We start from the raw sequence: 14,557 nt of genomic DNA on the forward strand, positions 1-14,557 counted from the left end.
CTGCTTTTTTTGTGTCTGTTATTTGGCGTTATGTTTATTAGGTTGTTGGTGGTGTTGCTTTTTCTTTAATAAAATCAATGAATAGCTTGGTTTTGACGTGATTGTAATCCAGCTTAGGATAGTAAGCGTAAGCGGTACCTGTTGCCTGTTTTAATTCGGGTAATACCGGAACTAATAAGCCTTTACCTAACTCGCGTTTAATGGTGTTTTCACCCGTGAGGATGATGCCCATCCCAGCGACAGCCGCAGCCACTAAAGCTTCGGGATTTTGAGTGGTAAAATTACCACGTAAGCGAAGCTGAATGTCATTTTCAAACATATGCACTTGTTCATGGCCATAAACGCCAAACAACAGGCAATTATGCTGAGTCAGTTGTTCTGCTGTTTCAATTAACGGCTTACTCGCCAAGTAAGATGGTGCAGCATAAAAACACGGCTGGAAATTAAAGAGCTTGGTTGCGATGTAGCTCGAAGAATTAAAATCAGTCAGCTCGCGAGTGATAAATACATCCAAATTCAAATCGGGTAATTGACCCGCTGTAATGGTGTGCAGCTCGACTTGAATATTAGGGTAGCGCTTCATAAATTCAGCAAGGTAGTGGACTAATACTCGGCTCCCTGTCGCTAACGGAGCGCCAATACGAAGCACACCACTGACTTCTCCATAGGCCGATGTTGTTTCTGCCAGCATCTGGTGCCAATCATCCAGTAACCGAGTACTTCTTTGATAGAACAATTCTCCTGCATCTGTCACGGTTAAACTACGCGTTGTGCGTTTTAATAACTGGACTCCTAGTTGTTTTTCTAACCATGAAAGGCGTTTCGAGAGGGCTGAACTCGACGTGTTGAGCTGAGTCGCTGCTTGTGCCAGCGAGCCTTGGTCAACCACAGTCACGAAACTTTTGGTGCAGGTAATCCAATCCATAAAAATCCAGTGATGAAAGATGCGAAATAGCGTAGTAGCAGTTCACATTGTATGTGGAACAAGTGATAATCATTACAAATAGGCAACATAAACGATCATAACAGTCTGTATGTGAAGGCAGCACACTGTTTTCGATACTTGTAGGGTGGCGCATTGTAATCATCTAGCAACCCTTTATATTTTATTCAGAACGTTATGTGAAGCAGGAAGTTATGAGAAAAGCCTCAGGGATGAAGTTAACTAATCGACTGGTTACTTTTGTCACGCTTATAGTGATTTGTGCCATCTTCGTCATTTTTATTGGCGGGGCGCTGAGTTTTCGAAAATTAGGTCAAGATTACCTCACGCACTACCTTGATGGTGTCGTCGAGGTGATAGATCAAGAGTTAGCCGATCCACAAGGTTCACAAGCTATTTCTCGTTGGTTACCCAAGTTACTTAAAGCCAGTAATGTGGTGGAGTTGGATGTCAGTAGTGATGCTGGGGTGATTTACTCTTTTAGAGGGCTTCAAAAAATTAATGATCCTAACATTCTTCATCAGGGACATTATCAACTAGAAAAAAACTCCGGCTTTTACATTGATCTGAAATCACTGCCACCATATACCGAATTTACCTACTCTTTAGGGGCGATGTCATCGATTAGTCTCGCGATTGCCATGATCATTATGGGGCTCGTTTGGGGGATGAATTGGCTGCGTTTGCAACTGTATGGTTCTGAGTTATTGGAAGAGCGTGGCCGGATGATATTAGCCGGTCGGGTTGAAGATTATGAAGTCGGTGATGAAAAAGAATGGCCTGCAACGGCAAGCTTAGCACTTGACCAAATGGTTGCAGAGCTGAAAGATGCCCGCCAAGAACGCAGCCGCTTTGATACTTTTATCCGAACTCATACTTTCCTTGATCAGTTAACGGGCGCAGCAAATCGAGTGTTATTTGATAGCCGTTTAGAATCGGCAGTACAAGATCAAGAAACACACGGCGCTGTCATATTGATCCGTCTTGCGGATTGGGATGAGCTCTTAGCGGAAAAAGGTAAAGAGGCCGCTGATGAACTTATCCATGATGTGGGTATGATTTTATCTAACTTGGTTCAGCGTTACCCTGATACGGTTTTATCCCGATATTTTGATGCTGAGTTTGCAATTATGCTCCCTCAGCAATCAGCAAAAGACGTTCGTTTGTTTACCAACCAGATGTTAAATGCATTAGAGCGCCTGGTACCACCGGCACCGCTAGAGCTAGATAATTGGTGTCACATAGGGATGACATCTTTTGTGAGTGGTGAACGCCGTGGGCGAATTATGGATGAAGCGGATATGGCGCTCCGAAGCGCCCAATTGCAGGGCTCAAATAATTGGTTTGCGTTTAAAAAAGAGCAGCAAACGGAAGATGCCCGTGGTAGTGTGCGATGGCGAACCTTGTTGGATGCGGTTCTCGATGCAGATGCAATTCAGCTTCATCAGCAACCCGTGATAAATGCAAGTGATGGTCATATTTTACAGCGAGAGTTGTTGGCTCGAATTCGAGATGAAAATGGTTTACAAATCAAAGCATCACGATTTTTACCTGCAGTCGAGCAGGTTGGGTTTACCATTCGGATGGATAAGCAAGTCGTTAGTCAGGCGTTAGCGACATTAAAGCTGATGCCTTCCAGTGAGGTCTTTTCTGTTAATCTCAATGTGGCTTCATTGCTAGAGCGCAGCTTTGTCAGATGGTTACGAGATGAGTTATTACAAACCCCTCGAACAGTGTTGAACCGTTTATCATTTGAAGTGACTGAAGGGGCTTTAGTGAAGCATTTAGATGCCATGCGGCCGATTGCTCGGATGATGATTGGATTGGGCTGTAAGTTAGTCGTTGATCAGGCTGGGCGTACTATTGTTAGTACTCACTACATCAAGGATTTAAATATTGATTATATCAAGCTGCATCGCAGCTTGGTTCGTGAAATTAATTTGCGACAAGAAAATCAACTTTTTGTTCGTTCAATGCTTGGTGCTTGTGGTGATAGCCGAGCAAAAGTTATTGCGGTTGGCGTTGAAAATGAAAAAGAATGGGATGTATTGAAATCGCTGGGTGTCTATGCAGGACAAGGCCGCTATTTCTCTCCAGAAATGAGCTTAGAAAAGCATTTAATCGCTGATAGGAAAGAAACTAGTTCTGTATTTCACAATAATACCAAAAAGTAATTTATCAATATTCTTATTGTGAATGATTTAATGTAAAATAGTCAAACTATTGACGAGGTGGCTCTGCCACTAGTTGTACTGTTTATAGCCGTCGAATTGGAAAATCATGAAAAATCACCCTTTTTTCAGCCGTTTTACTAAAAACAAAAAGCAGGCTCCAGTCCTCTGTTTGGCTGTGTTTCCAGAATCGATTACCTTAGCGTTTGAATCAAAATCATTATGGATAGTTGATAACCATGATGCCGTTAATACCGCTCAACGTGAATCTGCTATTCAGGCGTTATTAGCGAAACATCAATTAGTTGGTTTCCAAGTGAAGCTCGTAATAGGGCACGGTTTATATCAATCTTTACTGATTGAAAAACCAGAAATTCCACAGGATGAACTATCTACAGCGTTACCTTTTTTGATCAAAGATTTGGTCAATGAGTCACCAATGGAGTTGGTTGCCGATGGCTTTCCTGCGCCATTAAAAGAGCGTTTACAAGTTTTTGCTGCTGGACGGAAAAACCTTGAACCATTGATTAAGGTTATAGCCAAAGCAGGCAGTGAAGTTTCCTCTATCTCAACAGAGGAAGTGCAATGGGGGGCGTTAACTTCGCCATCCATGAGTCAATTAATATTGCATCGCCGTGAAAATGCAGGGTTACAGTTAACCGCATTTAAACAACAGGTGATGTGCTTCCAACGCCAGTTGCGAGGGGTGAGCTTCCCGCTGATGGCAGAAAACGACAGTGATCAGCAAGTTGCCTTGCAACTAGATAGTCTCGCCCTTGAGCTACAACGGTCATTAGACTTTTTAAGCGCTCAGCTACGGAACCATCCCATATCTCAATTATTGATTTCGTGTGATGGTGAAGATGACACAGCATTAGCACAGGCTTTGAGTCAACGTTTGAACGTAAAAGTCGTCGCAATTGTACCGCCGTCAGACGTTTTGCTGTCGAATGCCTCGCGTATTGCATGGGCCGCGAGCCACGAAATTAAAGGGGCCGCTCTCGACCTTTATACAGATAGCCTGAAACCAAAAACGCAGTTACTAACGTTACGTAACATTATGGCGAGTTGGTTAATGGGCGGCATCTTGATGACCTCGTTATTTGGTTGGCAGCAGTGGCAAAGCTATGTGGTTGAGCAACAATTGGCAGCAGAGCAAAGTCGATTATCGCTAAAACAAGGCGAAATCAATCGGTTGAAAGAATCGTTATCTCAGCACCTCCCAAGTGAGGTGAAAGTTGAGTTAGCGGGTAACCTTGAGCAGCATGTAGCGACGCAACAAGCGACATTAAATGCAATTGAAGGCCATGATAGTAGCCTGCGAGTTGGGTTTTCTGGCATGTTGCGAGAGCTCTCTGATGCTGCAAATGGTGATATTTCACTGAGTCATATTCATGCGACAGGACAGTCACTTGATTTATCTGGTGTTGCGCGTAGCCCTGAATCAGTGCCGAGTTGGATTCAAGCTTTTAAAGATTACGAACACCTGATGGATCGCCGTTTTCAAGTGATGTCATTAGGCCGTAATGACAAAAATATCGTCACGTTTGAGTTACAAGCCCGACGAGTCAGTAAAGCGGTAGGAGAAGTGAAATGATGAACCTATGGCATCAACTGTCTGACCGTTTTGATGAGCTTAGCCAGCGTGAGCAAATTTTGATTTTTGTCTCTGGCTGGATAGCGCTGCTTTTTGTGGGATATTTACTGTTCCTTGAACCACAAATGAAGCAGTTGTCGAGTATTAAGCTTGCGGTTATCAATACCAGTAATCAGCTAATCAATAGTGAAAATCAAGTTCTGGTGATGGAGCGCAAGCTCAATGTTGATCCAGATGCAGAAGTGGATCAACGCATCGCGAACCTAAGAGTGCAAAATCGTCAGTTGAATGCTCAGCTTGAAGGGCGCGTGGGTAGCTTAGTCACGCCAATGCAAATGTCGACGCTAATGGAAGATGTATTGCGTCGTAGTGACCGGTTGAAGTTGGTTAGTTTGCAGTCTCAAGCACCAGCCCAATTGCTCAGTGGTGAAGATGAAGGCTATTACATTCACCCTGTGCGCCTTAGTTTACGTGGTCGATATTTTGATGTGGTTAATTATTTACAGCAGCTTGAAGCCTTACCCGTTAAGTATTACTGGCAGAGCTTAAATTATCAGGTCGATACATACCCGTGGGCAGACATCCAGCTCAATGTGTACACCTTGGGTGAAAGTAAGGACTTTATCGGTGGGTAATCACTTGGTAGCGAATAAATCAGTGATGAAAGGAATTTTTATCATTTCATTGGGGTTGGGCATGCTGACAAGCAATGTGCATGCAAATCAAGATCCAACAGCCCCGCTTGGGTGGCAAGCACCCGCGAAAAAACATACGTCAACACGTGCACGGTTACCACAGTTACAAAGCATTCTTTGTGATGAGCAAAGTACTTGTACTGCCATTTTGAATAATACCGTGGTTAGCGTGGGCGGGCGAGTGAGCGGTTACACCTTATCGTCAATACAAGATGAGAGCGTCACGATTCGTCGCGGAAATAAGCAGTGGCGATTGGACATGTTCGCTGAAAATATAAAAACAGATTAAGGGTTAGTAGTTAAGATGCGTAGATTAGTTATTGGAGTACTTTTAGCGTCGTTACTTGGCTGCTCAACTAACATGGGACACCGCGATCCTGTTGAGATCAAGCAAGAGCTAAATACCGCAGCGAATGAAGCCAGTAGCCGCCCGTTGATGGATTTGCCTTCTGCGGTAAACGACGACTTGATGCCGAGCCTCGACGGGAAAGATTTTGCGTCGACGTCGTCATTAGAAAAACGCTTTCGTGTTAATGCCCGTAATGTTGATGCGCGTGTATTTTTTGGCAGCTTAGTAAAGGGTACGCCGTTTAATATGGTGATCCACCCAAAAGTCGCTGGTCGCATCTCGTTAACGTTACGCGATGTCACTTTGGACGAAGTATTAGCGGTAGTGTCTGATATTTATGGTTATAACGCGACGCGTCAAGGCAACATTATTAAAGTATTTCCTGCCACTTTACGCACGGAAGTGATCCCTGTTGATTACTTGCAACTGCAACGTCGTGGGGTTTCTCTTACTTCCTTAACGACAGGGTCGATGACCAGTAATAGCCAGAATTCTAATTCTGGTTCAAATAATAAAAACAGCAGTAACAAAGACAATAATTCAAATAACAATTCTAATAAGAAAACGAGCACACCAACCGGTGGCAGTAGTATTGAAACGGTGTCAGAAAGTGATTTTTGGCAGCAGTTAGAAAAAGCAGTCACCGCGATGATCGGCAACGGTCAGGGACGAAGCATTGTGGTTTCACCGCAAGCGAGTTTGATCAGTGTTCGTGCTTACCCTAACGAACTACGTGAAGTGAAAGAGTTCTTGAATATTTCACAAGAACGCCTTAAACGCCAAGTGGTACTTGAAGCAAAAATTATGGAAGTCACGTTAAGCGATGGTTACCAGCAAGGGGTTAACTGGAGCAACATAACTTCCAGTATTGGCGGCACTGATATCATCTTTGGGCGAACTGCCGCTAACGCGGCGGCTGGCATTGTTCCTCTTCCTGGTGGCGACGCTATTGCTGCAGCCCTTGGGGGGCAAACCAACATCACGATTAAAGACGGTAACTTTGAAGCTGTATTGAGCTTCTTAGAAACCCAGGGTGATCTTAATGTGCTATCAAGCCCTCGAGTCACCGCAGCCAATAACCAAAAAGCGATCATTAAAGTTGGTGGTGATGAGTATTTCGTGACAGATATTTCTGGCGGTGAAGTGAATGGTGATAACAGCACAGCGTCACCCGATATTGAACTTACCCCATTTTTCTCCGGGATTTCATTAGATGTCACACCACAAATTAATGATAGTGACGAAGTGCTATTGCATGTGCATCCTGCGGTTGTTGATGTTGTTACCGAATCGAAAGAGATTGATTTAGGTAATACATTTGGAGTGTATAAATTACCGTTAGCGAAAAGCTCTATCCGCGAATCTGATTCTGTGATCCACGCACGTAGCGGGGATGTGGTGGTGATTGGTGGTTTGATGAAATCACAAACCGCAGATCAAGTCTCTAAAGTACCAGTACTTGGCGATATTCCAATGCTTGGGCATTTATTCCGTAACGTTAATAAGATCACGCAAAAGACTGAGCTGGTGATTTTGCTGAAGCCTACCGTGGTAGGTGAGCAAACATGGCAAAATGAAATTGAACGCTCACGTGCACTTGTAACTGAATGGTTCCCTGAAGATAACTAAGCAGTGGCAGTATGTATGAATCGTACTTCGGCTGTCAGCAGTCGCCCTTTACCCTAACACCGAATACGGCAATGTTTCATGCATTGCCACCGCATCTTGAGGCGATCCAAACGGCCTTGGCTGCGTTGGATATGGGTGAGGGTATAGTGCATATTTCGGGGGAAGTAGGCACAGGGAAAACATTGGTCTGTCGCATGTTGATCAACCAATTGCCTGACCATTTTGACTTGGCTTATTTACCTACGCCAGCGGCATCAGCGCAAGAGTTACGTGTTGCGATTGCCAATGAATTAAATATTGCCAGCGATGGCGATATGACTACCCTGACGGCATGTTTACACCGTGAGTTGATTGCCCGTAAAGAAAAGGGGCAATCAGTGGTAGTGATTCTGGATGAGGCCCAAGCTTTACCCGATGAAGCACTCGAAGCTATTCGTTTACTGGGTAACCTAGAAACCGAACAAGAAAAACTGCTGCATATTGTGCTGATTGGTCAACCAGAGTTGGATGCCCGACTACAGCTACATCATTTACGTCAGTTTCAACAACGCGTGACATTCAGAGCGGCTCTACGGCCTCTGGATTTAGCTGAAACTATAGCTTATATCGAATTTCGTTTAGCCTGCGCTGGCTGCTATCGAACGCTATTCACTTTGCCTTTGTATAAGGCATTGTGGCAATCGAGCCAAGGTATTCCGCGTGTTGTTAACTTGCTGTGTCATAAAGCGTTGTTAGCAACGTACAGTCGAAAATTACCTGTTGTGGGTCAGCAAGAATTGTTGCTGGCAATGAAAGAAACCAATGGTGCCCGTCAGCCCCTATGGACATATCCAGTACTGTGGGGATGGAAATTAGCATGAGTGAACTAAATAAAATGCTCTCGCGTTTAGCCGAGAAGCAACAAACCCGCGGTAATCAACACGCAAAGCACAAACAGCAAGCGCCATTAGTTGCTGCGAAAATTCGGCCTGTTCCGTCAACTAAAGCGCCACGTGCCATTTTCGGAACGTGTTGCGCAGTGCTACTGGCCGGAGGTGTTGGCTGGTGGTTTGGACAACAACCAGATACGAGCGTGGCACAAACATCTACATCAGGAGATAGTTTTTCTCCTGTCATGGCGGCGAATGCGGCGGAGTTAGCGCTTGAAGAACCGACGACAGCTATCGTTGCAGGTTCAAGTCTGTCTCCTAAAGCGACTGCACCTAAAGTGACAACACCTGTACAGCGTCAGGTTGATGAACCGTTATTATCATCGACTACAACACCGGTGCCAGAGAGTAAGTCTAACTTAGCCGCCCCTCAATCAGTCGCGCTACCTGCTGAAGAACAACGTCAGCCTGAGATGAAAACAACGTTAAAGATTGCTGCAGTTTCAAATCCGCCAGTGACGCACTCTCGGGCGATAGCTAAGCGTGCTCCATCAGTAGTACAAGCCCCTACAGTGGAAGATGATGCTTTACAGGAAGACGCAAGCTTAAGTATTGAAGCGGTTGAATTAACGGGGCCTGAGTTAGCTAAAATTGAATACTCACGAGCAATGAAAGCCGTCAAAGCGGGTGACAGTAAAAAAGCCGTTGAGTTTTTAACTAAGGCGATCCAATACCATCCCGATTGGATTGATGCCCGCCAGCGCTTGTCGGCTTTGCATTATGGCCGCGGTGAAGTACGCCAAGCCATTTTGGTTTTACAGCGTGGTTTGGCCCGTGATAGTGAACAACCAGAATTACGTCTAACAATGGCCAAGCTGTTAGTGAACGAGTCACAACCTCAAGCAGCATTAACAGTATTAAGTGATCTACCGACAGACGCCCCAAGCAAATACATTGCAATGCGGGGGGCGCTAGCACAGCAGCTTAAAGACAACACGCGCGCACTTGAAAGTTATCAGCACTTAGTGAAAAGCGAGCCGTTTGATGGACGCTGGTGGTTAGGGTTAGGGATTGCACTTGAGCGAACTCATGATGCAGAAAAAGCGTTACATGCCTATCAACAAGCCTTGGTAATGGGGCAAATATCAGCCCAAACACAGCAGTTTATTCAACAGCGTGTGTCATACCTTCAGTCGCAGGGGAGCTAAAACCATGCAAATCCGATTACGTAAACGTCTTGGTGATTTGTTGGTTGAGGAAGACATTATTTCTCAGCAACAGCTGGAGCATGCGCTTGATCAACAACAAGTATCAGGCCGAAAGCTAGGTGATACCTTAATTAGCTTAGGCTTTTTGACTGAAAAACAGATGCTGGAATTTTTGGCGCGCCAGCTTGATATTCCACTGGTCGATTTGAACCGCGCCAATATTGATGCAGAAGCGGTAGCCCTATTGGGTGAAGTTCATGCTCGTCGCTTACGCGCCTTGGTGATCAGCCATCGCGGCGATACTGTGCGTGTTGCGATGAGTGATCCCGCAGACCTTGCGGCTCAGGAAGCAGTTTATGATCAGTTGCAGGATTACCGTGTTGAGCTGGTGATCACCCGTGAAGGTCAATTAATTAATGCATTTGATCGTTACTACCGACGTACTAAAGAAATTGTCTCGTTTGCTGAGCAATTACAAGCTGAGCATCAAAGCGACTCTGATTACACCTTTGGTTTAGAAGATACTGAAAACGACGAAGTAACCGTTGTAAAACTGATTAACTCTTTATTTGAAGATGCGATCCAAGTGGGCGCTTCAGATATTCATATTGAACCGGATACAAACGTATTACGTATTCGCCAACGGATCGATGGTGTCCTTCATGAAACCTTACTTAATGAAGCGAGCGTAGCGTCTGCGCTAGTACTGCGCTTAAAGCTCATGGGGGGATTAGACATTTCAGAAAAACGTCTTCCGCAAGATGGCCGCTTTAATGTCAAAGTGCGTGGTCATTCGGTTGATGTGCGTGTGTCCACTATGCCTATACAGCATGGGGAGTCGGTCGTGATGCGTTTGCTCGATCAGTCTGCGGGGATTTTAAGCCTTGACGAAGTCGGAATGCCTGCCGGTATTTTGGTGCGTTTTCGTCGTCAACTTAAACGCCCACACGGCATGATATTAGTCACTGGGCCTACGGGTTCTGGTAAAACGACCACACTTTACGGCGCATTGAGTGAGCTGAATAAGCCTGGGAAAAAACTGATCACCGCAGAAGATCCTGTGGAATATCGATTACCTCGCGTTAACCAAGTTCAGGTGAATGCCAAGATAGGTCTGACATTTTCATCGATTCTACGGACTTTCTTACGCCAAGATCCCGATATCATTTTGGTGGGGGAAATGCGAGATCAAGAAACGGTCGAAATTGGCCTGCGCTCGGCACTAACAGGACATCTTGTATTATCGACGTTACATACCAATGACGCGATTGATAGTGCACTGCGAATGATGGATATGGAAGCGCCAGGTTACCTTGTTGCCAGTGGTGTGCGTGCTGTTTTAGCACAGCGTTTAGTGCGAAAAGTCTGCGCGGACTGTGGTGAGCCCGAGCAACTTGATGACGGCAAAGCACAGTGGTTGAAAGCACGCTTTCCTGATGCACAGGAAGAAGTATTCCAACAAGGCCGAGGGTGTCAAAGCTGTAACTTTACGGGGTATCGTGGACGTATCGGTGTCTTCGAGTTACTTGAATTTGATCAATCGATGATGGACGCTTTGCGAGATAACAATGCCGTACTATTTAGCCAAATTGCCCGTATGAGTAAAGGTTATAAGCCACTGATTAATTCTGCGTTAGAACTCGCATTAGCGGGAAGAACGAGTTTAGATGAAGTGATCCAGCTTGGCGAAGGGGATTTTATCGATGATAGCTTGTTATAGAGAGCGAAAGCATGCCGATTTTTAACTATCGAGGACGTGACAGCCAAGGCAAGATGCTGCGGGGTCAATTGGATGCGGCGTCGCAAGAAGCGGCTGCTGATGTATTGATGCGCCAAGGTGTTATTCCACTCGATATTCGTCAAGGAAGGGCGAAGTCTGCTGGCCTCGATGTGAAAGTGCTTTTCCAAAGTACAGTGCCACTCGATATGTTGGTTATCTTTTGCCGCCAGATGTTCAGTTTGACGAAAGCGGGTGTTCCACTGCTGCGCTCAATAAATGGATTGGCTCAGAGTGCAAACCATCCTCTGATGAAAGCTACACTGGAAACGGTTTCTGCAGAACTGACCAATGGTCGTTCATTGTCATCATCAATGGGCCAGCACCCTCGCGTTTTCTCTGAACTTTTTGTGTCGATGATCCATATTGGTGAAAATACTGGCCGTTTAGACGATTCGTTATATCAGCTCGCACTTTATTACGAGCAAGAAATGGAAACCCGTCGTCGGATTAAATCCGCGATGCGTTATCCCATTTTTGTTTTATCGGCCATCATGATTGCGATGACAGTGCTGAATATTAAAGTGATCCCGCAGTTTGCTTCCATGTTTGAACGTTTCGGTGTTGAGCTGCCACTGCCAACGCGGATTTTGATTGGTACGTCTAACTTCTTTGTTAACTATTGGCCGTTAATGTTCGGTGGGCTTGCTATTACTTGGATTGGTGTACGTTTGTGGCGTAATACCGCAGAGGGTAAAGAAAAGTGGGATGGCTGGCGCTTAAAAGTACCGATTATCGGCACCATAGTCAATCGAGCTCAGTTATCACGTTTTTCTCGCACTTTCTCATTGATGATCCGAGCGGGTGTTCCACTTAACCAGGCGTTGCAAATGGCAGCGGAAGCGTTAGGTAATCGTTATTTAGAAAAGCGCCTCATTGAAATGAAAAATGGCATCGAGGGCGGTAACAGTATTTCACAAACAGCCACTCAGTCTGGGGTATTTACGCCTTTAGTACTGCAGATGATAGCGGTAGGCGAAGAAACCGGCCAAGTCGACGAGTTACTGCTTGAGGCGTCTGATTTCTATGATCGTGAAGTGGATTACGACCTCAAAACGCTAACCGCGCGTATCGAGCCTCTTCTATTGGTGGTGGTTGCTGCGATGGTGCTAGTCCTAGCTTTGGGGATCTTTGTCCCAATGTGGAGCATGCTTGATGTTGCCCGAGGCGTTTAATTTACGCCAAGTTAGGCGCTATAAATTTTTCATATGGTTTGTCTTGATACTAACGCTGGTTTTTGTGCTGCAAAATGAGTGGCGAAAAGTGAATGCCAAGGCGGAAGATGTTGCCTTGAAACTGACCATCAATTCATTGTATGAAAGTGCGTCTTCCTTACGGCAATCATGGGAGTTAAACAACCGGCCTGATCATTTGGAAATTGATGGTGTGGATCTCCACTTTACCAAGCTAGGCTGGCCTCTTATTGAGCAAAATAATAACCTAGATTGTTATCAATTATGGCGAATATTAACCCCCGTCAATATATCGGCACCCTATGTTTCTTTGCTGTATACAAAAGAAGCAAGAACTGTGACTTCCGAGTCATGTATATACCAAATAAGTACAGGGAAATGGCTGGAATTATTTTACGAAAATGAGACAATAAAGTTTAACGACTTTGTGGCAATAAAATAGTCGTAAAGTTGACGCTTTGCGTGGGGTGGGTATGAAAAAACAAGTAGGCTTTTCATTAGTCGAATTAGTGATTGTGATTATTGTTGTCGGTTTACTGGCAGTTGCAGCACTTCCTCGCTTTTTGAATGTGACGGATGAAGCTAAAAAAGCGTCTATTCAAGGCGTTGCGGGTGGTTATGCGACGGCTGCGTTATCTGCGAGGGCGCAATGGGAAGCTTATGGTCGTCCCGTTGAGGGCTCTGGTGCAAGTCGCGTGCAAAAAGTAAATTATGATGGCACTGAATTTTACCTAACAGTCGCAACGACAGATGGCACTGTTAGTGATGGTTACCCAGTATCTTTGAGTGACAAAAAAATTACAGCTGTGGACAGTTCAGATTGTGTGGATTTAATGCAAAACCTATTGCAAAACCCACCTTTGGTAACCAGTAGCAGTGCAGAAGCAGAAACAGGGAAATACCTGTTTTATGTAACGAAAGAAACAGCAGATGCACAAAGTGCCTGTCGTTATTATCAGTTAGCGTCAGCTAACTCTCAAGGTGATGTCGTGAGTAATTTAACCTCCGGACATTCATTCATTTATAAGCCTGCAAAAGGGCAAGTAGAAGTAGTGCTTAATTAGCCTATAACCAAGTTATTAAAAAGGTAGGAGTTATTTATGAAGCGTCAAGGTGGTTTCACGCTTATAGAGTTAGTGGTTGTTATTGTTATTCTGGGTATTTTAGCGGTGACCGCGGCACCTCGATTCTTGAATCTGCAAGGCGATGCGCGTAATGCCTCGCTGCAAGGCTTAAAAGGCGCAATCAATGGCGGTGCAGGTATCGTTTACGGTAAAGCTGCGATTGAAGGTAAAGAGGCCGATACATCTGCAAGTACACTTGGTAAAGCACCAAATGAAGTCAGGGTTATTCATGGCTACCCAACAGCAACATCTGCTGGGATTGTCGCAACGCTTTCAAACTTTAATGATGATTGGGAAATAGTCAAAAGTACAGGAGCAACTGAAGCTGCTGGTGGAACTATCCAATTAACGTTCAAGCAATACAAAGATACGCTAACTGCTGATATCCCAAATAACTGTTACGTTACTTATACAGCTGCGGATGCATCGAATCCAGCAAAAGTAACTGTTGATACAGACGCTTGTAAATAAGCTTAATTAAAGTAAAGAGTGAATATAATGAAACGTCAGAATGGTTTTACCCTAATTGAATTAGTGGTTGTGATTGTTATTTTGGGTATTCTTGCGGTAACAGCGGCACCACGATTCCTTAACCTACAAGATGATGCGCGTGATGCATCGCTAGAAGGTCTTAAAGGTGCCATTAACGGTGCAGCAGGTATCGTTTATGGTAAATCTGCGATTGAAGGTATTGAAAGTAAAGTATCAGATAAAATTACGGTTGATAATCAAGATCTAGAAGTTGCTTATGGTTATCCGACAAAAGCATCTGTAGAGAAAGCTGTTCAGCTTGATTTAACTAATGAATGGCAGAAAGTAACTGCGGTTGATCCTGCACCTCAAGGTAACTATATTGCATTTACTCTACAAAATTACACTGTAAGTGGCGCAGCTAAGTCTTGTTACGTTTTATATGAAGAAGCGACTTCTGTAACTTCGGCAGCTAAAACAACTGTTAAAACGTGTAAGTAATCATTTTAATAGAGCCTCTTCCTGAGGCTC

The 14,557-nt window shown here is 44.7% G+C and carries 14 protein-coding genes; 13 read left to right on the plus strand and 1 reads right to left on the minus strand.

Translation table 11 applies throughout. The features are described from left to right. Positions 1–37: 37 nt before the first annotated feature. Positions 38–925 (minus strand): LysR family transcriptional regulator, encoded by an 888-nt coding sequence (locus OCU87_RS01585; protein WP_062689571.1) that lies wholly within the window; start codon positions 923–925, stop codon positions 38–40. A 212-nt stretch (positions 926–1,137) separates the two neighbouring features. On the opposite strand from OCU87_RS01585, the gene csrD reads away from it, so the two are divergent. The 13 genes from csrD to OCU87_RS01650 all read left to right on the plus strand — a co-directional run bounded on the left by csrD (position 1,138) and on the right by OCU87_RS01650 (position 14,527). Beyond that, a complete protein-coding gene (gene csrD / locus OCU87_RS01590; protein ID WP_062689573.1) occupies positions 1,138–3,117 on the plus strand; it encodes an RNase E specificity factor CsrD in 1,980 nt (659 codons plus the stop codon). Between the two features lie 106 nt (positions 3,118–3,223). Next, on the plus strand, positions 3,224–4,711 hold the full coding sequence (locus tag OCU87_RS01595; RefSeq protein ID WP_261857717.1) for a PilN domain-containing protein: 1,488 nt from the start codon (positions 3,224–3,226) through the stop codon (positions 4,709–4,711). After that, complete coding sequence (locus tag OCU87_RS01600) at positions 4,708–5,346, plus strand: MSHA biogenesis protein MshJ (RefSeq protein WP_239928691.1); 639 nt, start codon at positions 4,708–4,710, stop codon at positions 5,344–5,346. The genes OCU87_RS01595 and OCU87_RS01600 overlap by 4 nt, the downstream gene beginning before the upstream one ends. Beyond that, positions 5,339–5,695 carry an MSHA biogenesis protein MshK gene (locus OCU87_RS01605; protein WP_241148843.1) on the plus strand — a complete coding sequence of 119 codons (357 nt, stop codon included), beginning with the start codon at positions 5,339–5,341 and terminating at the stop codon, positions 5,693–5,695. The genes OCU87_RS01600 and OCU87_RS01605 overlap by 8 nt, the downstream gene beginning before the upstream one ends. A 15-nt stretch (positions 5,696–5,710) precedes the next feature. Then, a complete protein-coding gene (gene mshL, locus OCU87_RS01610) occupies positions 5,711–7,384 on the plus strand; it encodes a pilus (MSHA type) biogenesis protein MshL (protein ID WP_261857718.1) in 1,674 nt (557 codons plus the stop codon). A gap of 11 nt (positions 7,385–7,395) precedes the next feature. Next, positions 7,396–8,244 carry an ExeA family protein gene (locus OCU87_RS01615; RefSeq protein ID WP_261857719.1) on the plus strand — a complete coding sequence of 283 codons (849 nt, stop codon included), beginning with the start codon at positions 7,396–7,398 and terminating at the stop codon, positions 8,242–8,244. Then, on the plus strand, positions 8,241–9,461 hold the full coding sequence (locus tag OCU87_RS01620; protein WP_261857720.1) for a tetratricopeptide repeat protein: 1,221 nt from the start codon (positions 8,241–8,243) through the stop codon (positions 9,459–9,461). Before OCU87_RS01615 ends, OCU87_RS01620 begins: the two co-directional genes overlap by 4 nt. 4 nt (positions 9,462–9,465) lie before the next feature. Further along, complete coding sequence (locus OCU87_RS01625; RefSeq protein ID WP_261857721.1) at positions 9,466–11,181, plus strand: GspE/PulE family protein; 1,716 nt, start codon at positions 9,466–9,468, stop codon at positions 11,179–11,181. Between the two features lie 11 nt (positions 11,182–11,192). Further along, the gene (locus OCU87_RS01630) at positions 11,193–12,413 is read left to right on the plus strand and encodes a type II secretion system F family protein (protein WP_261857722.1); all 1,221 of its coding nucleotides are present in this window, start codon (positions 11,193–11,195) and stop codon (positions 12,411–12,413) included. Next, complete coding sequence (locus OCU87_RS01635; RefSeq protein ID WP_261857723.1) at positions 12,394–12,873, plus strand: hypothetical protein; 480 nt, start codon at positions 12,394–12,396, stop codon at positions 12,871–12,873. The genes OCU87_RS01630 and OCU87_RS01635 overlap by 20 nt, the downstream gene beginning before the upstream one ends. A 31-nt stretch (positions 12,874–12,904) precedes the next feature. After that, the gene (locus OCU87_RS01640; RefSeq protein ID WP_062689723.1) at positions 12,905–13,495 is read left to right on the plus strand and encodes a prepilin-type N-terminal cleavage/methylation domain-containing protein; all 591 of its coding nucleotides are present in this window, start codon (positions 12,905–12,907) and stop codon (positions 13,493–13,495) included. A 36-nt stretch (positions 13,496–13,531) separates the two neighbouring features. Beyond that, a complete protein-coding gene (locus OCU87_RS01645; RefSeq protein ID WP_261857724.1) occupies positions 13,532–14,026 on the plus strand; it encodes a type II secretion system protein in 495 nt (164 codons plus the stop codon). A 27-nt stretch (positions 14,027–14,053) separates the two neighbouring features. Then, positions 14,054–14,527 carry a type II secretion system protein gene (locus OCU87_RS01650; protein ID WP_261857725.1) on the plus strand — a complete coding sequence of 158 codons (474 nt, stop codon included), beginning with the start codon at positions 14,054–14,056 and terminating at the stop codon, positions 14,525–14,527. Positions 14,528–14,557 lie beyond the last annotated feature (30 nt).

This window comes from Photobacterium sanguinicancri, from assembly GCF_024346675.1.
Taxonomy (GTDB): Bacteria; Pseudomonadota; Gammaproteobacteria; order Enterobacterales; family Vibrionaceae; genus Photobacterium; species Photobacterium sanguinicancri.